The organism is Halodesulfovibrio aestuarii DSM 17919 = ATCC 29578, from assembly GCF_000384815.1.
Taxonomy (GTDB): Bacteria; Desulfobacterota; Desulfovibrionia; order Desulfovibrionales; family Desulfovibrionaceae; genus Halodesulfovibrio; species Halodesulfovibrio aestuarii.
On record NZ_ARQF01000015.1, the window covers coordinates 1 to 23,614 of the forward strand.

General features: G+C 45.3%; 16 protein-coding genes and 1 pseudogene. 9 read left to right on the plus strand and 8 right to left on the minus strand.

Features of this window, described 5'->3' with window-relative positions:
• From F461_RS16705 to F461_RS0100905, 3 genes and pseudogenes are all read right to left on the minus strand, one after another.
• A pseudogene (locus tag F461_RS16705) lies at positions 1-357 on the minus strand (hypothetical protein); the annotation flags it as partial.
• A gap of 494 nt (positions 358-851) precedes the next feature.
• Positions 852-1,493, minus strand: coding sequence for a response regulator (locus F461_RS0100900; RefSeq protein ID WP_019999276.1), 642 nt, complete (start codon positions 1,491-1,493; stop codon positions 852-854).
• Positions 1,490-3,469 (minus strand): sensor histidine kinase, encoded by a 1,980-nt coding sequence (locus F461_RS0100905; protein ID WP_019999277.1) that lies wholly within the window; start codon positions 3,467-3,469, stop codon positions 1,490-1,492. Before F461_RS0100905 ends, F461_RS0100900 begins: the two co-directional genes overlap by 4 nt.
• A gap of 369 nt (positions 3,470-3,838) precedes the next feature.
• Here F461_RS0100905 and F461_RS0100910 point away from each other — a divergent pair, with 369 nt between their 5' ends.
• From F461_RS0100910 to F461_RS0100950, 9 genes are all read left to right on the plus strand, one after another.
• Positions 3,839-6,133: an autotransporter family protein gene (locus F461_RS0100910; protein ID WP_019999278.1), complete on the plus strand. Its 2,295-nt coding sequence runs from the start codon at positions 3,839-3,841 to the stop codon at positions 6,131-6,133.
• Between the two features lie 390 nt (positions 6,134-6,523).
• Positions 6,524-8,797 carry an autotransporter family protein gene (locus tag F461_RS0100915; protein WP_073021059.1) on the plus strand — a complete coding sequence of 758 codons (2,274 nt, stop codon included), beginning with the start codon at positions 6,524-6,526 and terminating at the stop codon, positions 8,795-8,797.
• 75 nt (positions 8,798-8,872) lie between these two features.
• Positions 8,873-9,709 (plus strand): alpha/beta fold hydrolase, encoded by an 837-nt coding sequence (locus tag F461_RS0100920; RefSeq protein ID WP_019999280.1) that lies wholly within the window; start codon positions 8,873-8,875, stop codon positions 9,707-9,709.
• Between the two features lie 210 nt (positions 9,710-9,919).
• On the plus strand, positions 9,920-10,624 hold the full coding sequence (gene queC, locus F461_RS0100925; RefSeq protein WP_019999281.1) for a 7-cyano-7-deazaguanine synthase QueC: 705 nt from the start codon (positions 9,920-9,922) through the stop codon (positions 10,622-10,624).
• Complete coding sequence (queE, locus tag F461_RS0100930) at positions 10,624-11,262, plus strand: 7-carboxy-7-deazaguanine synthase (protein WP_019999282.1); 639 nt, start codon at positions 10,624-10,626, stop codon at positions 11,260-11,262. The genes queC and queE overlap by 1 nt, the downstream gene beginning before the upstream one ends.
• A 9-nt stretch (positions 11,263-11,271) precedes the next feature.
• Positions 11,272-11,628 (plus strand): 6-carboxytetrahydropterin synthase QueD, encoded by a 357-nt coding sequence (gene queD, locus F461_RS0100935; RefSeq protein ID WP_019999283.1) that lies wholly within the window; start codon positions 11,272-11,274, stop codon positions 11,626-11,628.
• A gap of 452 nt (positions 11,629-12,080) precedes the next feature.
• The gene (locus F461_RS16710; RefSeq protein WP_019999284.1) at positions 12,081-13,247 is read left to right on the plus strand and encodes an efflux RND transporter periplasmic adaptor subunit; all 1,167 of its coding nucleotides are present in this window, start codon (positions 12,081-12,083) and stop codon (positions 13,245-13,247) included.
• Positions 13,247-16,360 (plus strand): efflux RND transporter permease subunit, encoded by a 3,114-nt coding sequence (locus tag F461_RS0100945; RefSeq protein WP_019999285.1) that lies wholly within the window; start codon positions 13,247-13,249, stop codon positions 16,358-16,360. The genes F461_RS16710 and F461_RS0100945 overlap by 1 nt, the downstream gene beginning before the upstream one ends.
• A 72-nt stretch (positions 16,361-16,432) precedes the next feature.
• Positions 16,433-16,924 carry a MarR family winged helix-turn-helix transcriptional regulator gene (locus tag F461_RS0100950; RefSeq protein WP_019999286.1) on the plus strand — a complete coding sequence of 164 codons (492 nt, stop codon included), beginning with the start codon at positions 16,433-16,435 and terminating at the stop codon, positions 16,922-16,924.
• A gap of 161 nt (positions 16,925-17,085) precedes the next feature.
• Here F461_RS0100950 and F461_RS16715 read toward each other — a convergent pair whose 3' ends face one another.
• From F461_RS16715 to F461_RS18385, 5 genes are all read right to left on the minus strand, one after another.
• The gene (locus tag F461_RS16715; protein ID WP_162139277.1) at positions 17,086-19,581 is read right to left on the minus strand and encodes a PEP/pyruvate-binding domain-containing protein; all 2,496 of its coding nucleotides are present in this window, start codon (positions 19,579-19,581) and stop codon (positions 17,086-17,088) included.
• Between the two features lie 99 nt (positions 19,582-19,680).
• On the minus strand, positions 19,681-20,394 hold the full coding sequence (locus tag F461_RS0100965; protein ID WP_019999289.1) for a hypothetical protein: 714 nt from the start codon (positions 20,392-20,394) through the stop codon (positions 19,681-19,683).
• Positions 20,394-21,644: a sulfite exporter TauE/SafE family protein gene (locus F461_RS0100970; protein ID WP_019999290.1), complete on the minus strand. Its 1,251-nt coding sequence runs from the start codon at positions 21,642-21,644 to the stop codon at positions 20,394-20,396. Before F461_RS0100970 ends, F461_RS0100965 begins: the two co-directional genes overlap by 1 nt.
• Before the next feature lie 43 nt (positions 21,645-21,687).
• Positions 21,688-22,071 carry a response regulator gene (locus F461_RS0100975; protein WP_019999291.1) on the minus strand — a complete coding sequence of 128 codons (384 nt, stop codon included), beginning with the start codon at positions 22,069-22,071 and terminating at the stop codon, positions 21,688-21,690.
• 27 nt (positions 22,072-22,098) lie between these two features.
• Entirely contained in the window at positions 22,099-23,463 is a 1,365-nt protein-coding gene (locus F461_RS18385) for a sensor histidine kinase (protein WP_019999292.1), read from the minus strand.
• Positions 23,464-23,614: the final 151 nt, after the last annotated feature.

Consider the following 23,614-nt stretch of genomic DNA (forward strand, 5'->3'; position numbering starts at 1 on the left):
AAGATACTCGATTTGTTTTAACGACGTTGTTAGCCCTTCAACAATTCGAATAGAATCTGTCTCTGTTCCTTTAAACGTAATTACCAGATCGCTACCGTCTAAAGAAAAAACAAGATCATCCTCTGTTATTCCTTCTCCAAATATTATTCTATCATTGTAGGCAGACCCCGACGATATTGCTGAAGCATTGTCATGGATAATATCATGACCATCACCACGGTTATAAACATAGTTATCAAAGCCTAAGCCACCCTCCAGAGTGTCATCACCTAAGCCACCCGTAATGGTGTTAGTTCCGTTGGCTACTTTGATGGTATCATTACCAGATGTGCCTATATACTCAGTATTACTTGACATATACAGCAACTCCTTTTTTTTACTGTTCTAATACATTAGAGCTTTTGTTTAGAACTTTTTATCAGTTTTACTGTATATATTTTTTTTACGACTTAGTTAACACACTATTTTTCTTACCAAAAACGCCCTAATGCACTAAAGAGGGCAGTAGGGCGTTTTTAAACACAACTTAACTTTATATATTCACATTATTAATTCTAGTTAATTACACATCAAGCAACAATTTATAATAATTAAAAAACTAGCACTGCAATTAAACTTTACTATTTTATTATGCTAATACAAACATAAAATATTATTACAACACTCACAGGCCACTTTTTTAAAATCACAATAGATTCACAACTACCACAATCTAACATTCTGTTACCAAAAACATGCTTATCAATATCGTATGTCAAACAATTTTTTCCGTATTGCAATAGAAAATGTCAGTACAACAACATTTGACTACTAAGTAGCAATACCGATTTTTCAAACTCGCCTCCCAACACCTACGCCCCTTTTAGAGCTGACGAGATGGCGAACTTACGTAATTCCCGTAAATTTTTAAATTCCAACTTCTTAACCATCCGGGAAAAATACGTTTCAACAGTACGGGGACTGATATCAAAGGTCTCAGCAAGCTCCGCATTACTCGCCCCTTTGCCCATCAGGATAAATATCTCTCGTTCCCTATCACTAAACGCATCTTCAATCTGTTGGCCTTCGCCTTGCGTCTCCTCTCGGCTTTGGGTTGCACAAGGACTCATGTACCGTTTTCCTCGCATTACAGTATCGATAGCTTCAAATAATGCTTCCGGTTCTTCCCGCTTGGTAACATAGCCGAGTGCGCCAAGACGAAACGCACGGTTAATGGTATCAGGATCTTCATGCATTGAATAAATAACAACCGAAACGCCGCGTGCTTCAAGCTCGGGAAGCAACTCCAACCCGCTGCCGTCTTGCAATGTCAGATCAAGCAAAGCGACATCAGCTTCTTCATTTTCCAGAACAGCTAATGCTCCTATACAGCTTTCAACCTCTGCACTGATATGATGATTGCGCGTTGCGAGAAGAATACGAAGTCCCTGCCGGACAGCCGGATGATCATCAATAAGCAGGATTCGAGCAACAAGGGGAGTTTGTGTCGTCACGAGGCACTCCTCTCTGAATTTTGATTAGAGATAGTTAGTACAGAACATGGAGCTGCGCAGGATACATAAGTACCACTTTGAGGAAAGCTGATAATATGAAGTTCCGCATCGATTATTTTTGCTCGATGAGCCATTATGCTTGTACCAAGTCCTTCACCCTTAGAAGTAGCAACATCATAACCGATGCCATCATCCTGAACAGAAAGCTTAATCTTCCCATCTCCATGACAGATTAGTCTGACCTGAATACAATGCGACTGAGAATGCTTTACTGCGTTTGTGAGAGCTTCCTGTGCGATGCGATATAAAGGGGTAACATTCGGATTCATACATTTTTTGCAGAAGTATTCCTTTTCGAAGGTCACTTTGATGCCGGTAGCTTTCGTTATACTGCGAACAAGACTCTCGAGCGAAGGACCAGCCTGAGAAGTGTCATGTTCCACAGGCCAAAGTCCGCGAGAGGTGCGATACGCGTCATCTGTCGAAGTATTAAGTAAGTCGGCCAATTCTGCTAATGCCTGCGCGTCATCACTTCCCGCGTATTTATGTGCCAGTGCTGATGCTCGAAGACGGGCACCGGTAAGTTGCTGACAAAGACCGTCATGCAGTTCATGACTGATACGACGGCGTTCCTCTTCACTGATGCTGACAACTTTCTGCCCCAACCTGTTTCGCTCTTCCATTTCAAACTGCAGCGCTTCGTTTTTGTGTTCCAACTCGACAGAAAGCCGTTCAACGGAGTCAAATGCCACCGAGAACCGTGCAGCCAACGCCATCGACTGTGTCAGCACAAACAAGCACACTGCCGGTTCTGCAAGATATATTGATTGAATAATTGCGAAATGCGTCAACGAATCGTTTAAACCAGCAAGAAACTGCATAGCTAACCCTATTAGCAGAAACTTGGCACCACTTCTCCCACGTCGAATACATAAAACAAGTCGATGCAAATAGTAGGTCGCGAAAACCATAGTTTGCAAAAGACATAGAGCAATGAACCAGTAAAGCGGAACTCCGGGAGCAAGGATCTGCAAACAGAAAAAGATGACTATTCTAGCGTCCAGCAAATAGTGCAGCCACGAATGAAATTCATCAGGGTAAAGTTCTTTTAAAAAGCGAAAAAGCAACGATGGCCACATCACAAAACAGGCCAATGAGAAAATCTCCATCGAGGCAGGAGGCCACCATGGAAAAATAACGGAGGCAACCCACTGGGAGGTGTTTGACGTGATGCTATACCCGACCACAAGCAGGCAATACAAACCAAAATATAAAGGAGCCGGATCACGCTTTTGCAGAAAGAACAAGAACAGGTGATAGACACCCATGATCAGCATGCATCCGGCAAAAAAAAGTGCCAGCCCCCAGTCTCGGGCACGAAATTTTTCCAACGTGCCAGGAAGCGCCACCATTATGGAATCAGTCACACCGCCAAAACGAAAATGATGATTTGACACCTGAAGGATGAGTTCAATGGGATGTCCATTCAGAGCAAGCTCCGCAAGGTGCAGCGACCGGACAGGCACCTCAGTTTCTGCGGATATCCCCGGCACACCACTCTGAGCGACAAGTACGCCGTTGGCCCACAGTTTATAGGCTTCATGGATATCAAACAGTCGCAAACTCAGTCGGCCAGTATTGTGAGCTGGTAACAGCCGCAATCTAAATGTGGCCTGCCCTGTACCACTTAGAGCTTGTCCTTTACTCTTATGGCTTGTCCATCTTCCAGGCAGAGACATATATCCAGAAGATTCCGGTACAGGTTGTCCGAGCTGAAAGTCTTCAGGCGTCAACAGACGTCCCCAGAAAAACTCCCATTCCCCATCAAGAGCTACCGCCTCGCCCTTCGCAAGAGGATACCCTTGCAGGTCAAACACACCGCACGTTGCACGAGGGCTTTTGCCGTTTTTTTCACTCGCAGTCACGTTACCCGCAGTTGCCAATAAAATTACTGCAATCAGAATACAGGTAATCATGCAAGGCAGCTTTGTAGCACATGGTACGGCGTTAACGAATCTCAATGTCTTCTCGTGTCCTAAAATTTTTCACGGTAAGTAGTACGTAGGGTCCAAATCAGTCAGCGTACGACTATACAAACCTCCCCCGCTTCTTTCAACGAAGATTTTATATAAAAAACTACCTGTGTAGGGGTTTTACCGGACAGACATGAGTCTTTTTATACGCTAAGAGATCAACTGATTCGCTGCAAAAGGCCCTAGCCCCCCCTAAATAGAAGCCGCTAGCGACGCAACGGGGGGCGTTTTCGCCCCCCACACACATGAACATGACCAAGTAACAAAAAACGCTGCTACTTCACATCACTGCAATACGAAACGGAGAGTACTATGTTGAGCCTGACAGAGGATGATATAAATCAACAAACTGCCATATGGAAACGACCATCAAGTTTCTTCTTAGGGCTATGCACACTGCTGTGCATAGTTTTTTTTGCCGATTCAATATGGGCTACTGAAAATTCGGGAAATATAGCGAATGCTCCAAAAGGGTATACTCTTTCCATTGGTGAACACTTTATTAATACTAAAGATGGTGTAGTTAAAGGTGAACGAGGGTCAGTGCCCACGCCCAGTGTTGGAGTTAATGCTTCTACGTCCGGAGAAAACGCAATCATAGAAAACTATGGAATGATTTCTGCTCAAAATGATCTTCAGGCTATCGGAGTTCGCCTTAACGACGGTACGTTAAAAAACTATGGGACAATCAAAGCTATTAGTTACCCTGGGAGTAATTTATTGGGCCCCGTGGGCATTGATAGCAAACACGCAACTATATATAACTATGGAACAATTGAACAACCCGACGCTGCCCTTGTAGTTATGGGCATACGTCTCGACAATGCAGTTCTGCATAACCGTGGTAAAATTCTTACACCACAAGCTATCGAAGTTATCGGAAATTCCAAGGTTTATCTGGAAGCTGGAACAGACATTATTAGGGCTGGGCTGGTTGTAGCTGACACTTTAGGGCAAGCAGAGCTCTATCTGGACGGTTCTGGCACTATAAACTTCTCCATGGCAGGCAACTGGAAGTCTCTCCAAAAAACCGGAACCGGTGTATGGGTAATGGATATGCATCTCAACGACGCTATCCCCACAACCTTCGGTTCACTTACCATAAGTCAAGGAACACTGGCATTAGGAGACAGCTCGTTTGACAGGAGCATACAAAAGCTGATCGTAAACTCTGGTGCTACACTTGATCTCGGGACACAAACGTTATTCGCCCCTAACTGCACATTTATGCCAAATTCAACTATCGAGGTTAGCCTCCCTCTGAAAGGGCATGGAGTGCTGGTTGCGCAAGACGTTACAATGGGTGACAATGTAGTAATACTCCCGACCAATATAGAGTCTGCGGAGGGCATCACCTATACACTAATTGAAGGGACTGAAGCATCTTCATATGCTGGTGCAACCCTTTCCAACAAACAAAATAAAATATCCACCTTGTTTTCTTATTATGAACTGATCAAGGAAAGTAACAAACTGAGCCTCAAAGTGGACAAAGTATCTGATGAAGAGCTTGCACAGAAAGGCCTTAATGTTACAGATGCTCGTGCCGTTGAAAGTGCATTTCAAAACGACAGCGTCAGCATGAACAAATTGTCCGGTATGAGCATCGAAAAAGTTAAAGACGCTTTGAAACAAGCGCATGCCGAACCAATGTCAGAGGTTATCTCAGCTGTCCGCGATGCGGGTTATGCAGCGCAAGGCGTAATCACAAGACGATTGATTACAGCTCGTTCAGCCGCTCTGGCCTCAAATGAATCAACTGGGCTTTCATCCGGTAGTGACGAATTAGGCTGGAAAATATGGGGCCAAGGCTTCGGAAGCGTCTCCTCCGAGACTGCTCATAACGACAGCAACGGCTATGATGCCAACACGACCGGACTTACCTTTGGTGTGGACAAGGCCCTTGTTGAAAACTTCCGCCTCGGTCTTGCATACTCCTATATATATACAGACGTTGACTCCAAAAGCTCTTCCAACAATAACGAAGTAGATAGCAATCTGCTGACCGTATATTGCGAAACACTTTTTGGCGACGATATGTATCTTGATGCTCACATTTCTTATGGCTTTAATAACTACAAAGCAAAACGGTACATGACAGAACTCGGCCTTCAGGCCAAAGCTGACTTCGATGGCTCTACCTTCAATATAGGTGGTGAATTCGGCAAGAGTTTCAATTTCACCTCAAATCCCATCACCATTACTCCATATGTTGGCTTAGACTACTCGTACATAAGCATAGACTCATATAAAGAGTCCGGTGCCGGCTCTTCAAACCTTATTGTGGACGACACCTACAACAACGTTTTCACCAGCACTCTGGGCGCCCGTCTTGGCGGAACCTTTAATTCTTTGAAACCCGAAATACATGCAGCTTGGGTTCATGATTGGGCACAAGAAGAAATCAGCACTAATGCAGAATTTGCAAACAGCGGTGCAGCGCTCTCCAGCAGTGCTGTTTCAAATGATCCCGACAAGATCAACCTCGGTCTGGGACTGGGCTGGCAAGTATCAGACGTCGTTACCGTCGACCTCTCCGCAGACTATCTTGGCAGCGCGCACATGGATAGCTGGGGTGGCACAGTTAAAATGAGTTATGAATTCTAAATAAAAAACAAACGGGACGTTTAACGAAAACGTCCCGTTTATTTTTTATCGAAGAAATATAAAATACGATTCCTTCGTACCGCTGCTGAAATTAGCGCCAGAATAAAGAATCCTATCTCAAAGGTTAGTAGATTTTTCCAATCTCTTCCACCACTCCCCCGCTTCTTTCGAAAAAATTTTACAAAAAACTACCTGTGTAGGGGGTTTACCGGACAGACATGAGTCTTTTTATACGCTAAGAGATCAACTAGTTCGCAAGGCCCTATCCCAAAAAAAAGAAGCCACTAGCGACGCAAGGGGGGCGTTTTCGCCCCACACGCTCAAAGAACATGACCACGTAACAAAAAACGGTGCTACTTCACATCACTGCAATACGAAACGGAGAATACTATGTTGCCCCTTAGAGAAAATAGTATAGAGCAACAAACTGTCGCATGGAAACGACCATCAAGTTTTATCTTAGGGCTATGCACAATGCTGTGCATAGTTTTTTTTGCCGATTCAATATGGGCTACTGAAAATTCAGGAACTATAGAAAATAATCCAACGGGATATAAGCTTTCTACTGGCGAACACTTCATTAATGCTAAAGAAGGTATCGTTAAAGGTGGTCCATACACTGCACCAATTGTTGTAATTGATGCCTCTACCTCAGGCAGTGACGCGATCATAGAAAATTACGGTCTGATTCATTCTGAGAATATCCATGGTCTCAAGGCTGTTAACCTCACTGACGGAACACTAAAAAACTATGGAACGATAACCGCTAAGGGGTATATGGGCATGCCTACCATATACCCAAATATCGTCTACGTCACAAACGGAACTGTATACAACTACGGCAAAATAGAAGAGCTGCCAGAAAGCGCGCCAAGTACAGGAGTAGTGCTTCACGACAGCACTCTGCATAACCAAGGTACTATTAATGTCAGCAGTGCTATCTTTGCTGCTGGAAATTCCAAAGTTTATCTTGAGACTGGAACAAACATTACAGGAAGTGTTACGACAGACTCTTCCGGACTTGCAGAACTCTACTTAGCCGACTCCGGCACTGTTAACTTTGAAATCAGCAGCAAATGGAAATTCCTCCAAAAAACCGGAGCTGGGATATGGGTAATCGACAAAGATATCAATGCCAACTTCGGTTCTGTTTCCATACATCAGGGGACACTGGCCTTAGGAAACGGTTCATTTGGTGACAGCATAAAAAACACGTTGACGCTGCACTCAGGCGCAACTCTTGATCTCGGTACAAATGAGCTGGAAGCCCCTAACAGCATATTTATGCCAAACTCAACCATCAAGGTTACACTGACCTCGAATGAGCATGGATCACTCATCGGGGATAACGTTACAATGGGTGAGAACGTTGTAATACTTCCTACTATAAAAGATACAGTAACCAACGAACTCTATACATTAATCATTGCAAATGAAGCATCATCATACGCTGGCGCGACCCTTTCCAACAAAAAGGATAAGATTTCCAGTTTATTTTCTTCCTATGAACTCATCAAAGGAAGTGGCAGCCTTAAGCTGAAGGTTGCACCTGTCTCCGATGAATATCTGGTGCAACAAGGCATCAATATTACAGACGCCCATGCCATTAAAACAGCATTCAAAAACGATAACGTCAGCATGGGAAAGCTAGCCAGTCTGAGCATAGAAAAAGCCAAAAAAGCTCTGAAACAAGCACATGCCGAACCAATGTCGGAGGTCATTTCTGCCGTACGCGATGCTGGCTACGCAGCTCAAGGCGTAATTACACGACGATTATTTGCGGCCCGCTCTGCATCTCTTGCCTCGAACGAGGCAACTGGACTTTCATCCGGTAGTGAAGAATTAAGCTGGAAAATATGGGGCCAAGGATTCGGAAGCGTCTCCTCCGAAACTGCTCATAACGACAGCAACGGCTATGATGCCAACACGACCGGACTTACCTTTGGTGTAGACAAGGCACTTGTTGAAAACTTCCGCCTCGGTCTTGCATACTCCTATATATATACAGACGTTGACTCCAAAAGTTCTTCCAACAATAACGAAGTAGATAGCAATCTGCTGACCGTATATTGCGAAAAACTTTTTGGCGACGATATGTATCTTGATGCCCACATTTCTTATGGCTTTAATAACTACAAAGCAAAACGGTACATGACAGAACTCGGCCTGCAGGCCAAAGCAGACTTCGATGGGTCTACCTTCAATTTAGGTGGTGAATTCGGCAAGAGTTTCAATTTCACCTCAAATCCCATCACTATCACTCCATATATTGGCTTAGCCTACTCGTACATAAGCATAGACTCATATAAAGAATCCGGTGCCGGCTCTTCAAACCTTATTGTAGACGACACCTACAACAACGTTTTCACCAGCACTCTGGGTGCCCGTTTCGGCGCCACCTTTAATGCCTTCAAACCAGAAATGCATGCGGCTTGGGTTCATGATTGGGCACAAGAGGAAATCAGCACCAATGCAGAATTTGCAAACAGCGGTGCAGCACTCTCAAGCAGTGCTGTTTCTAATGACCCCGACAAAATAAACCTCGGTCTTGGACTAGGCTGGCAAGTATCAGACGTCGTTACACTTGACCTTACCGCAGACTACCTTGGCAGCGCGCACATGGATAGCTGGGGTGGCACAGTTAAAATGAGTTATGAATTCTAAATAAAAAAACAAACGGGACGCTTAACGAAAACGTCCCGTTTGTTTTTTTTAGAGAAGAAATATATAAGACATTCCATGTTCTCCCCATCCTCATTACTGCACCGCCTTCTTGTCACAATCCTTATGTTCAGTGCAGCCGGTTGCGCATTGCATTCTCCAACGGCAACAGAACTAGCAACTGAGAACAAATTTATCCGCCATGTCTACACTGCCCCCACCTTCGACATAGTAGCGTACACCCGTTTCGCTCCGAGCGATGACCTTACAGTTTACATAGAAGGCGACGGTCGGGCATGGCTCACGCGAACCAGACCATCCTCCGACCCTACGCCCGTACCACCGCTGGCACTTGCTCTAGCCGTAAAAGACCCTACGCCCAACGTTGTATATCTTGCCCGCCCCTGCCAATATACAGCAGGCACGTCAGGATTTAGAACATGCACAACACGCGACTGGACCTCTGCCCGTATGAGTCCTGACGTTATCAATGACATGAACAATGCGTTGACTCAAATCAAAACAGAAAGCGGTGCTCGACGGTTACATTTGGTGGGCTACTCCGGAGGGGGAGGTGTGGCCATATTACTTGCAGCACAACGGAAAGATGTCGCTTCAATCCGCACCGTAGCCGGCAATCTTAATATTTCATTATGGACTCGGCTGCATAATATCTCCCCTCTTTCCGGCTCGCTGCCCCCCGAAAACTATACTCATGCGGTACGTAACATCCCCCAGACACATTACGTGGGTGCAGAAGACTCAAACATTCCAGTAGAAATTGCCAAATCTTTTATCAAAAGATCCTCTGGAGCCCACATTGCTGTAAACGTCATTTCTGGCTGCTCTCACTCCAAAGGCTGGGAAGAGAAATGGCCATATCTATTACACGCCTATCATCAAAACGTCCCCTAATATGCTTTTTATAGATGAAGGCAGTATCGCTTTTCATCCCCTATTCCAGCGGTTGCACCTACAGTAATTACACGATATGACGTGCATGACGAGAGCGCTGTGAAAACATTTTGCAGTGCCACTTCAAGTCAGTTTCTCTATGAAGAAGAAACTAAAAAAGTACTCTTTGATTTTATTTTATATATATTGGCAACGAGATGGAGACTCTCGATGAACAACTCCGCATTGGTGATTTTTTCAGGTGGTCAGGATTCTACGACATGTCTTGCCTGGGCTCTTGAACGGTTTGACAGCGTAGCGACCATTGGATTTTCTTACGGGCAACGGCATAGTATCGAAATGGACTGCCGTAAAAATGTGTTGTCCGAGATCCGTGATATCAGAAAGAACTGGGGACAGCGCCTGACGCATGATGAAGTGCTGGAAATCAGTCTCTTCAATGAAATTGGCGGAACAGCGCTTACTGAAGAAGTCGAAATTCAGATGGGTGAAAACGGACTGCCAACTACGTTTGTTCCCGGCCGAAACCTTGTCTTTCTTACCGCGGCATCAGCCTATGCTTACCGGCAGGGAATTCGCCACATTATCATGGGGGTTTGTGAAACAGATTTTTCCGGCTATCCGGATTGCCGTGATGACACTATAAAAGCCATGCAGGTTGCTTTAAACCTAGGCATGGAGTCCCGCTTTGTCATTCATACCCCGCTGATGTGGATAGACAAAGCTGCCACATGGACAATGGCAGACGAGCTGGGCGGAAAACCTTTTGTTAATCTTGTGCGGGAGCATACCCATACTTGTTATTTAGGCGATAGAACTGAATTACATGCATGGGGATACGGCTGCGGAACCTGCCCTGCGTGTGAATTGCGTGCAAAAGGATGGGAACAGTTCGAAAAAGGAAAGCAAAAGTAATGTCTTTTAAGGTTACCGAAATTTTCTATACTCTGCAGGGAGAAGGTTTCCATGCTGGAAGAGCTGCCGTATTCTGTCGCTTTTCCGGGTGCAATCTCTGGACGGGACGGGAAGAAGACCGGAAACATGCCGCATGTAAATTCTGTGACACAAATTTTGTACAGCTTGCTGAATCAGGCGGAACATTTGCCAGCGCTTCAGAGCTTGCCTCAAAAATTATAAATACATTCCCAAATATTCAACACACCAAATATACTCCTTATGTTGTTTTTACGGGTGGAGAACCTGCGCTACAGGTAACTTCCGAACTGCTCAACCTGTTGAAGGAACGAAAAGTTGAGATTGGCATAGAAACTAACGGCACACTCCCTTTACCGGAAGGAATCGATTGGATTACTGTAAGCCCCAAAGCCGGCACCCAGTTAAGTGTAACTTCAGGTAGTGAGCTTAAGTTGGTATGGCCGCAAGAAAATGTTTCCCTTGCTGATTTTCAGAATCTTGATTTTGAGCATTTTTATCTCCAGCCTAAAGATAGCCTGCAACGCTCAGCTGCGACACAGTTAGCCGTTGAGGCATGCCGTGAAAACCCTGTCTGGAAACTGAGTTTACAGACGCATAAATATATTGGAATTCCATAGGAGAGAGCCATGGAAATTTACGTTTCCTTAAGCTTTGACGCAGCCCACCGTTTGCCGAATGTGCCCGAGGGACACAAATGCGGCAATTTGCATGGGCATACGTTCGTTACAGAAATATACGTCTCAGGTACCGTTGATAAAACCTCTGGCTGGGTGATCGACTTCAACGACATTAAGGCCGCGGCCAAGCCGGTAATTGACCAACTTGACCATAATTACCTCAATGACATTGAAGGACTGCAAAATCCGACCAGCGAGAATATTGCCGTGTGGGTGTGGAATAAATTGAAGCCAACCCTGCCGGGCCTTTCCAAGATTGTTGTAAAAGAAAGCCCTACTTCCGCTGCCATATACACTGGTTTATAGCCTCCCCCCCCCCCTCTACTCTGTAGTGTATTTTCTTCACCTTCTAGTCTTATTCTGCATTGTTAAAATCCCCCCCCACCACCAGTTCATATTTCCTCCGCTGCTCTCGCGTAACAAGGAAAAGAAGTGCTGCTACCATTTGCCCCTCACCATTCCAGTAAGTTTTTTTCATACCAACAAGTACTAACTTCTCACGAAATTATTACACAAAAATGCTCCCTCGACAGACGGTTAAGGGGGCATTTTCAGTCTCAATGTCATCCTATTCAACTAGCTGGTTCACTTTTTATACGACTTTTATCTTACACCTCATAACTATTAAATATCCATTTCCATAAAATTGATATTTCATTCCTTGACCAACAGCATTGCTGATTGTATCAGTACTGACTACCAACCTATTAATTAGCATGCTAATGATTTTATATATCCCATTAGGAGGGATTTCCAGAATGACAAACAGGAATGTCTTATTACTGACAGTGTGTGCACTTCTGTCTCTGACTTTGTTTGCCAGCGGATGCAGCAACGACACACCTGCATCACAGGCAGCAAACACACCTCCGCCGCCTATGGTTGCTACAACTATTGTTGCTAACGGTGACGTTCCACTTACTCGTAAGTATGTTGGACAAACTGCCGGCTCTCGAGAAGTACAAGTACGTGCCCGTACTGGTGGTATTTTATTGGAGCGTACCTACGTTGAAGGTAGCTGGGTAGAAGAAGGCGATGTGCTCTTTAAAATCGACCCTAAACCTGCTCAGGCTACATATGATCAGGCAAAAGGCGACTTAGCAAAACTTGAAGCAAAACTTCAAAATGCCAAACTTGAACGGGACCGTACAGCTTCCCTGCGTGATGCAAAAGTCGTCAGCGCACAGGAATATGACGATACTGTGGCAGCATATGACAGTGCTCTTGCAAGTGTAGAGGCAGCAAAGGCTCGTGTTCGCGAAGCTAAACTCAACCTTGATTACACTGAGGTAACTGCACCTATTTCCGGCATCACCAGTAAAGAAACCCGTTCAGAAGGCAGTCTCATTACCCTTGATGAATCCGGCAGCCTACTGACCACAATCACAGTGCTCAACCCACTGTATGTTAACTTCTCCATTCCGGGCACAGAAGATCTGGCTATGCGCCGCATGATGGCAAACGGCAACGCCCGACTTGCAAAAGATGGCTATACTCTGCAACTGCAACTGGCAGACGGCAGCCTCTTGAATGAAGAAGGAAAAATTAACTTTGCAGACAGAATGGTCGACCCAAAAACAGGCACTATCAGCATGCGCGGACAGTTTGAAAATAAAAAAGGATTACTGCTTCCGGGTGAATTTGTACGCGTAATTATTAAAGGCGCCATTCTTAATAAAGCTATTTCCGTACCACAAAGCGCTGTACTGTTCACAAGTAACGCACCGCTTGTTTACGTGCTTGATAAAAACAACGTCGCCTCTCCTCGTCCTGTCACCCTTGGCGAGACCATGGGTACCAGCTTTATTATTAAAGAAGGCTTACAGGGGGGGGAACGTATTGTTTCCCAAGGCATCATTAAAGTTCGTCCGGGGTCACCTGTTAATCCAGCTCCAGCTAAAGCAACCGCCCAAGGGGACGCGTAATGTTCGCACGTTTTTTTGTTAACCGCCCCGTTTTTGCTACAGTACTTTCTGTAGTGATCGTACTTGCGGGTCTGCTGGCGATGAAGGTACTGCCTATCGCCGAATTTCCGGACATTATTCCGCCAGAAGTAAACGTCAAGGCGAACTATCCGGGTGCCAGTGCAGAAGTTATTGCACAAACAGTTGCGGCTCCGCTTGAGCAACAGGTTAACGGTGTAGAAAACATGCTCTACATGCGTTCAGTAAGTTCCGGAGACGGCACACTGAGTATGTCCGTTACTTTTGCTGTAGGTACCAACCCTGACCAGAACACTATTAACGTTAACAACAGAGTGCAGGCTGCACTTACCTCTCTACCGGAAGAAGTACGCCGTCAGGGTGTTACCGTAAGTAAGAAATCTTCCAACATGTTGCAGGTAATCAGTATTTTCTCTCCAGAAGGAAAATACGACACTGTATATATGAGTAACTACTCTCTTGTTAACATTATTGATGACTTAAAACGAATCTCTGGTGTAGGTGACGCAGTCGTATTCGGTGCGCAGAACTATTCTATCCGTATCTGGATTCGTCCTGACCGCCTTGCACAGCTCGGACTCACACCTTCCGATATTGCTACAGCTGTCCGCGAACAGAACGCGCAGTTTGCAGCCGGTGCCATTGGTAAAGATCCACTCACTTCTCCTGTAGAACTGAGCTATACTGTTACGACACAAGGTCGTATGACAGATCCGAAAGAGTTCGGGGAAATCATTCTGCGCGCCAATTCCGACGGAACAATTCTCCGTCTTAAAGACGTAGCCCGTCTGGAGCTTGGTGCACAAACGTATTCACTGCGTGCCAAAAATAATGGTAAGCCCGCAGTTGCACTTGGCATTTACCTTTCTCCGGGGGCCAACGCACTGCAAACAGCTGAAGCCGTTTCTGATAAGATGGCGGAGCTTTCCCAACGCTTTCCTGATGGCATTAACTACTCCATTCCATACGATACAACAACATTCGTACGTATCTCTGTAGAAGAGGTAGTGCATACTCTTGCTGAAGCGTTCATACTGGTATTTGCTATTATTTACCTGTTCCTGCAAAACTGGCGAGCCACACTTATTCCGTGTCTGGCTGTACCTGTATCTATTATCGGTACCTTTGCAGGCATGTATGTACTTGGTTTCTCCATCAATACGCTTACGCTTTTCGGTCTGGTTCTGGCTATCGGTATCGTAGTTGACGACGCCATTGTTGTGCTGGAGAACGTAGAACGAATAATGAGCACGGATAAACTGCCGCCGAAGGAAGCCACGATCAAGGCAATGGGCGAAGTTACTGGCCCTGTAGTTGCTATTGTTCTGGTACTGTGTGCAGTATTTATCCCAGTTGCCTTTATGGGGGGCCTTGCAGGTGAAATGTATAAACAGTTCGCGGTTACGATTGCAGTATCTGTTATTATTTCCGGCATAGTAGCGCTTACCCTTACACCTGCATTATGCGCACTGATTCTGAAAGAAAATCACAGTCAGCCTCTGGCACCATTCCGCTGGTTCAACCGTTTCTTTGAAAATGTTACGAGGAAATATACTGCCGGTGTACGCCTGCTGCTGAAGCGCTCCTTTATCACTATAACGCTTTTCGCTGTGATTATTGCAACTACATGGACCCTTTTCCAAAAGGTTCCGAGTGCGCTTGTACCGAATGAAGATAAAGGAACCCTGATCGCCATATCAATGCTGCCTGATGGAGCTTCCCTGTCACGAAATAACACCGTTACAGACGATCTCGTCGGACGTGTTCTAAGCACTGAGGGTGTGCGAGGTACAATTTCGCTTGCCGGTCTTGATCTGTTCTCCGGCAGTATGAAGTCCAACATGTCCACCACCTTTATTACTCTTGACGACTGGAAAGAGCGTGGCGAGAAAAATTCTTCCTTTAATATTGTTAAAGGAATCTTCCGCGACACTTATTCTATTGTGGACGCATTTGTACTGGCCTTCAACATGCCTCCTATCTCCGGCATGAGTAATACCGGTGGTTTTGAAGCATACCTGCAAAGCCGAAGCGGCAAAGGCGTACGCGACCTTGCGCAAAAAGCAGACATGGTTGTTAAGGCTGCGGCTAAACGCCCTGAACTTTCAAGGATTACTCCAAACTTCAGTGTTAATGCTCCGCAGCTGGATATCAGGCTAGACAGAGAAAAAGCTAAGTCTATGGGAGTGCCGGTAAGCCGTGTATTTGAAACAATGCAGGCAACCTTCGGTGCGTATTATATCAACGACTTCAACAAACTGGGTCGTACCTTTAAGGTACAAATCCAGTCAGAATCTGACTACCGCCGTACACCTGAAGACATCAGTAACGTGTATGTACGTTCTGACAAGGGGGACATGATCCCACTGACAGCACTGGTGACTGTAAAGCAGATTACAGGCCCTGAGGTTGTGGAACGTTTTAACGTATTCCCTGCTGCAAAACTCCTTGGAGGCCCAGCCCCCGGCTACAGTTCCAGTCAGGCACTGACAGCTATGGAAGAAGTAGTTAAGGAGACCCTGCCAGCGGACTACACTCTTGCGTGGACTGGCTCCGCGTATCAGGAAAAAGCTACCGGCGGCACCTCCAGCCAAGTGTTTATCCTTGGTCTGTTAATGGTATTCCTTATTCTGGCAGCGCAGTATGAAAAATGGAGTCTTCCTTTGGCTGTTATCATGGCGGTACCATTTGCACTCTTTGGAGCAATCCTTGCCAACTATGGTCGAGGACTGGCAAACGACGTGTATTTCCAGATTGCGCTTGTTACTCTTGTAGGTCTGTCCTCCAAGAACGCCATTCTGATCGTCGAGTTTGCCTCCATGCTGCACAAAGAAGGCATGAGTGCCTATGATGCCGCTTTAGAAGCTGCTAAAATGCGTTTCCGCCCAATTGTTATGACATCGCTTGCCTTTATTCTTGGTGTTGTTCCTCTGGCTATCAGCTCCGGCGCCGGTGCAGCCAGTCGTCACTCCATTGGTACAGGTATTATCGGCGGCATGCTTGCCTCCACATTTATTGCAACTCTTTTTGTACCTTCTTTCTATCGCGCTATTATCGCGTTCACGGAAAGAATGTTTAAAAAAGATAAGAAATAAATAAAATTGAAAAAAAGAGCTGATAGTATGGCTTGTTGTACTTTCAGCTCTTTTTTATAACAGGAATTAGCGATGTCAGCTTCATTACGAGACATTTTACGTAGTGCTCCGCGAGAAGGCGGTCAAAAACTTGGGCTCACAATCTGTGAAGTATCTAAGATTTGGCGCCAACTAATCGATCTGCGCCTCATGCACCTTGGCGTCAGTAATGCTCGCTGGACAGTTCTTTTAGCTTTGAACGATTTTGAAAAGCCAGTCTCCCAAAAAGTACTTGCCGAATATATAGGCATAGAGGGACCAACTCTTGTGCGTATGCTGGACAGACTGGAAAGTGACGGCTTGGTCCGTCGCAAGCCATCTAAAAAAGACCGAAGGGTAAAACTTGTCGAATTGTGCAAAAAGACTGATGAGTTACTGGACTCAATGCTGTCTGTTGCCATTGGCATACAAAAGGAACTGATACAGGGTATACCTGAACAAGATCTCGTTACCTGCCACAAAGTTTTGCTTACCATTAAAGACCGGCTTTCAACTCAACTCGATAAAAAAAGTGACCATGAATAACTATAACTTTAAATAGGGGTCACCCCCTAAACCACACAATCCTGACCATAGAAAAAGGGACAGCATCAAGCTGTCCCTTTTTCTTAAAAGCGGTTTCCCGAATTTTTATAAAAACACATGATAAAATCATCATTACCGCCCTCTTCAATACGCCGTTAGCACTACAGCAATGTAGCAAGCTCCTTTCGCAGCTTAAGCAGAACGTTCTGAAAGGCTTGTTCTGAATGCAGGATCATATCCAGCTGGCGGGTATGCATGAGCAAGTGCCCCACAACATATAGTCTCCGCATTATATCTTCTTCAGACATATTTTCACATCGCGCCGACAATCTATCTCTGATAACAGTAACCCTGAAGTCATACTCATCAAGAATTATTGCAAGAAGACGAACTCTTGCGTTCTTTTTCTGCAAATCAGCCGCCCCACCGGAAAACTTCATTGAAATAAAGTTTTCAGCAGGAACATCCCCGCCAAGAACTTCAACAGTGCAGAAATGATAGCCAAACCGGAACTGCAAGCAACAGAACTTACTGCTTATGAGAAAATAGTTTCGCATGGTGTAGACAGAAGATGCATCCGGAACAAGGGACGGATCGCATGTTGATTCCGCAAGAATCGATAAAAAACTTTTAGCATTTACTGGCGGCGGCCCTGCCCACTTTACTGCTGTCATACCTTTCCAGATGGCATGCATCGGGGTAGAAGAAATATTGTCAAATGTTATATATTTGCCTGCTGGATGCGTAATAAATCCGTCGTCCAAATCTACAACCCAGTATTGCATGGGACGGTTATCATAAAGTTGCTTGGTCTTGCCTGATGGAATATGCATATCCCGTCCAACGCGAAACATCTCATCAATTGCGTACTCATGACAGAATCGCGTTATGTCATGCAACGTTGTGCAGTTTTCCGCCGTAAAATCAGGACTGGTCGGATCAGTTAAATGCAACGGCACAATTTTTTCTACTGCCGAAGCAAGCATCTCATAAACAGGCGTTCCTTTCATTGATCTACGCTGCTTACTCCATAATGCCAGCAGCTCTTCCACTTTTCCAGCGTACACCTTTCGGGATGGTGCATCCAGAGTGGCATCTCCCTTGTATGAAACCAGATTATCTACATTTCCGACACCAAAAATTCCCGGCACTCCATACTCTCTTGCAACACTTGCCAGATGCCCCGCACGGGAACCTGTTCCGGAAATAACACCATTTGCTTTTGACAGAAGCGGAGCCCACCGTGGAGATGCATATTGAACAACCAGAATAGCACCTTCAGGAAATGTCAGCGCATCAACTTCCCGTTGAACAAAGACCAACTCTCCATATCCAATACCGGTAGATACCGTATCGCCGCCGGAAAGAAGCAACGGCGCAGTCACCTCAATCGAATGTTCTATGCATGGAGATTGTGACAACGGCCTGCTTTGAAGGAATATAATATCCCTGTTTTCAGTCAGTCCCCATTCAATATCCTGAGGGCAGCCGTAATGCTCTTCAATCTTCAAAGCATATCTCTGTAATAATTTTAGCTCATCCAATGTCAGAACTGGAGCGTACTGCATATTTTGGGGAACAGAAACAAGCTCGACGCCTCCGTCGACAGATATGTACTGTTTCTCTTTGTTAAGGATATCCTGCCCGACAACAGCCGTCCCCGCTCCTCCCTCTTTGCGCATTTTTACGATGTCCGCCGCAACTCTGCCATCCACAACACCTTTGGGAAGTCCATGGGCTGCATGAATTGTTGAGACGTCCTGCGAACAATCAATAGGGTCCGTACTGTAAATTACCCCTCCCGCAACCACATTCTGCATTGGCATAATAGCCACACACACAGCAAGGTCACGTGTGGCAAGACCTTTAGCTTTACGATAAGCAACCGCTTCAGGAGAATATTTAGAGGCAACGACGTCCTTCCACGCAGCAAGCAGTTCATCATAGGAAACATTCAAACGGGAAAGATACTGCCCAGCAAAAGCGTGATGACGACCATCTTCGCCAACAGCACTGCTTCTGACAGCAAAACGCTGTGACGAAGGATCGCCTAACTCTTTGACCAGACGCAAAATCTCAGAAGAAATTTCTCCTGGAACAGGAGCCTTTACAATATCCTGACGAATCTTTGAGCAGGCAGCATAAAGCTCGGTGAGAGACTGGGATGTCACCTGTCGCAATCTACGGTCGCAAATATCATGAAGTTCGTTATGGCGCATGAACACCCAGAACGCATTGGACGTTGTTGCAACTCCGTCTGGAACAGGCACACCAATATTATTTTTCAGTTCACCAAGATTAGCGGCTTTTCCCCCCACAACAAATGCATCACCGGCTGTTATTTCAGAAAAAGGTACGACAAGAGGACTTTCAATACTGGAAGGAGTGTTCAACAGCTCATTGTTCAACGTTTTTTGGATTTCTTGAAAACGCTTTTTGACAGGAGCAAACTTCTCAGGAGAATACCCTTCAATGCATGAAATAAGCTGATACACGGCGGTATTGACGCGCGTGACCTGAGTTCGCACATACGTTACGTCAAACTCGTGCCCTTCGGCTAATGCCAGCTCCATCTGTGCCATTACTTCCAGAGCTTTATTGTTCGCACTTATTAAGCGCTTAAAGTTAGACGCTGCTTTGATGAAATCTTGCTGCAAAGCCTCCTCCCCCCTATTGTCGACAGGAGAGAAGAGGCGTTGAGTTTTTTCAGCAAGTCCCTTCAAGCAATATAAAACTTGATGAAGGATCTTCATTCATTACACTTCCTTTTTTGAACCACCTTTCATTGCGAGTCCAACGCCCTCACATAAATGGAATAAGGCATAACCCCACCATAATGTGTACAGCACATAGAAGACCAGAGCAAACGACAGGATTCCATAACTGTTGGATGCTTTTCTCGGTTCAATTCCAAAGTAGTTATACCCGACTTCAACCCCTTTCACGACAACAGAATTTACCACAACAGCCTCAGGGAACATTTTTTGGCGTTTTAGTGCTCTTTCTGTTTCTTTGAGAGTCTGCCACCATCTGTACATCACAACTTTAGGAAGCAAACCGTACTTATCCCTAAACGCATTTGCGTCATTATAAAACGCTGTATCACTATCTGTAATTGCGGCCGATAGCATCGCACCGAGAGAACCTGAATACTCTAGAGTCTTTTCGTCTTTCATTACAACATTGCCTGTTTTTTCAAGCAACATCATTGCCTGCTGAGCAACTTCCTGACTGCTATACGTTAAGGAAACGGCTACTGATGTCTTTTCAACTGCCTGAGTATGCTCTCTCAACGAGGCAATATAATGTGTAGAACCTTTTGAAATTGAATTGAATAAATCATCCGAGGCTTGGAATGCACACCTACCGTGACCGTACCAAGGCATAAACAATGACGCAAAAACACAACCGAAGCTTATGGCCATCGCCAGACCAAGCATGAAATTTTTACGATCTCGTATCAGCATCACTAATCCCTCCTCAGTGTTGGTATGTTGGTGACAAATTTTGTAATTACCCAAAGGGCGAAAATAGTGACCACAACAAAAAATGCATAGTTTCCGAATGTTGACAGTGCTCTTGCAAACTCAGGGGAAATATCCAGCATATCCATTTCCTGAAGCTTTGCAGGCAAAGCAAACAGTCGGTTAATGAAGCCTGCCAAAATAGCTGTGGCATAAAAACCACGGATGTAGATACCTTTTACAACACGTGTTGTGAGCGCACCAAGCTGAATACCAAGCAAGGAGCCTATAAGCATGCCCATCGCGAGTGTGTAGAAGATAAAGCCGTAAATGGCGTACTGTGTGATGGAAGCAAATCCTGCGGTGAAGATGATCTGAAAAATATCAGTACCAACAGTTGTGAAGCTGGAAACACCTAGAATGTACACGAACATAGGGAAGGTTAAGAAACCGCCGCCAACGCCCATAATCGCTGCAACAAAGCCGACAAAGGCACCGCACATAGCAACAAATACACCGGAAATCTGCTTTCCACCCGGTACCAGGTCTTCATCAAACGTGATCATAGGCGGCAAATTAACGGCTTGCAGTTTAGATGAAAGTCCCTGTCCATCTGCAGATCCTGAACCATGAGCATCGCCACTGTTGTCTTTTTTGCGCAACTTCAGAAAATCATTCATTGCATAGAAACCAAGGAAACCTAAAAGAACAACGTATATTGCGCTGATAAAGGTGTCGCTCAATACCGGATTAATTTCATAAAGTGTTCTGTTTACAACACCACCACCTATAACGCCGCATAAGGAGCCTACTAAAAAGGCTACCGCAAGCTTCGGGGACACGTTGCCTAACTTTTTATGAACCGCAGTTCCCATAATTGCTTTTGCAAAAATATGGAAAAGGTCGGTACCTACTGCCAAGATACCTTTAATACCAGCACTCATGAGAGCCGGAGTAATAATGAATCCTCCACCGGCTCCGATACATCCTGTAATTAGACCCGCAAAAAGCCCGATTACGATTGATACTGCAAAGATTCCGGGTGTGTAAAAGGCAGGTGTATACGCTTTTTTTCCACCCAAGATTGCAGGCATGACATCGCCAGCCACTGCCAATGACACAAGAATAGCCGGTAACGCGAGTGCCAACAAAATCAGCATGCGTTTTTTACTTCGCAATATACTGTGTGAAACCTCTAATTCCCACCTCGCGTGCGCCTGCGAAGCTGCCATTAATACAGCATAAAATTTCCTCATAACTTCCTCCTAGATAGCTAACCACAAGTTCTGGTGCGTGATGCTAAGAACGATGTGAATTATGTACATTTGCTGCATCGTGAACTTTAAACATGAGCTCATCGATATCTGCAGGTTTTAACAAATAGTCATAGGCACCAAGAGCCATTCCACTGATCGCAACCTCCAGATCTGCGTGACCTGTCAGCATAATTACTTCCACGTCAGGCATCATTTCTTTGATCCGACGCAATGTTTCAATGCCGTCAATGCCCGGCATTTTCACATCCAAAACAACCACTTTTACAGGTTCTTCTTTCAACATTTCCAACGCTTCCAAGCCGGAGGATGCAACGCTTGCAGAAACATTTCTCCGTTCCAGTCTGCGCGCGATTACGGACAAGAAATCCGGCTCATCATCGACTAATAAAATTTTCAGTTCTTCCATTTGGTTACTCCTCCTTGATCTGAACGCTTACAACGCAGGCAGAGCATCTACAGCTGCCACCGGTAAAGTCAGTGTAAAGCTGCTTCCTTTATCGGGACTTGATTGCACAGAAAGGTTTCCGTCGTTTCGTCTTGCAAGAGAATAGGAGATTGACAATCCAAGACCGGTGCCCTGCCCAGCTGCCTTGGTGGTGAAAAATGGTTCAAAGATTCTATTTTTAAGCTCACGGGACAACCCGAGCCCTGTATCGGTCACACGAATAAGAACCGCGTGCTTTGTACTGAAGGTAGAAACAATAACGTTCCGCTCTTCCCTGTTGCTTACGGCAACAGCATCAATGGCATTGTTAATGACATTCAATAAGATCTGCTGGACATGTCCTGCTGATGCATACGCAGGCACAAAGGCATTAAATTGAGTTTTGATCTTAATCCCGAGTTCCGCAGCCTTCGGCTGTGAAAGGTGCACAACATCCTCAACAACGCTATTCACATCAACTGCCGTTTTATTCTCTGCGCCCTTACGCGACATCCTGAGCAAACCATGTATTATTTCAGCACATCGCTTTCCTTGTTTGCGCATCACATCCAATGAGGCATCCATTTCTGAAAATGTTCCGCACAAGACCTTTCTTGGTTCTTTCTCCACCAGCGCTACCTGCTCCTGAAGATCTTCGAGCAACTCCTTAACCCAGCCTGCTTCCTGAATAATGATGGCAAGAGGTGTATTAATTTCGTGTGCGATTCCGGCAACGACCCTTGTCTGAGCAGACAGCCTGTTGGCCTCTATTAATTTTTGCTCAAGTTTTTCCCGCAACAGCGTCTCCTGAGCGAGTTTTTCATGAACAAAGCTTGAGAAAATTATGGAGTTAAAAATGGCTGTAATAAGAAGGGAGAAGAACAATGTCAGGCACAGACCGAATGAAAAGGTTGCACCGGGAAGCAGTGACTCGATAGAAACTCCGTAAAAGACACTGCCAGATCCCGGTACAAACACATGAAGCCATACGCTGGAGCTTGGTAGTGGCAACATGGGGGCGTATATTGAGCTTGAATGATCACCATTCTGACTGTGAACTTCCTCCACCAGTCGTTGTTGCTCATCTGTATCTTCAATGTTTGAAGCTGTTATTTTCTGGGATTCATTTTGGACTATCCACTGGCCATCCGGAAGCAGCATTGACAGTTTCCGACGCATAGCCTGCGTTGTAAGAACTTCTTTGTTCTCCATCATTGCCTGCGCGTATCGAAGTGCGGGAGCTGCAGCATCGTCCAGATAGTTTTGAACAACCCGACTGCATAGAGCCACGGAAAGAATAAAAAGCGGGCCAATGCCTATCAGGAAAATTCTTGCTGCAAGCCAGCGGAAGGAGTTATGCGAGGAAATATACATACATTTACTCCTTCCGCGTGGCTTTGCATGACAACAGGAATCGAATTAAGCCAACACTATGCCTGACAATCAAAAGCCTTTGCTGATGATACAAAGCAGTAACGTTAGCCAACATACGGGGAATCGTTGAAATAAAGCGGTATGCAATGCA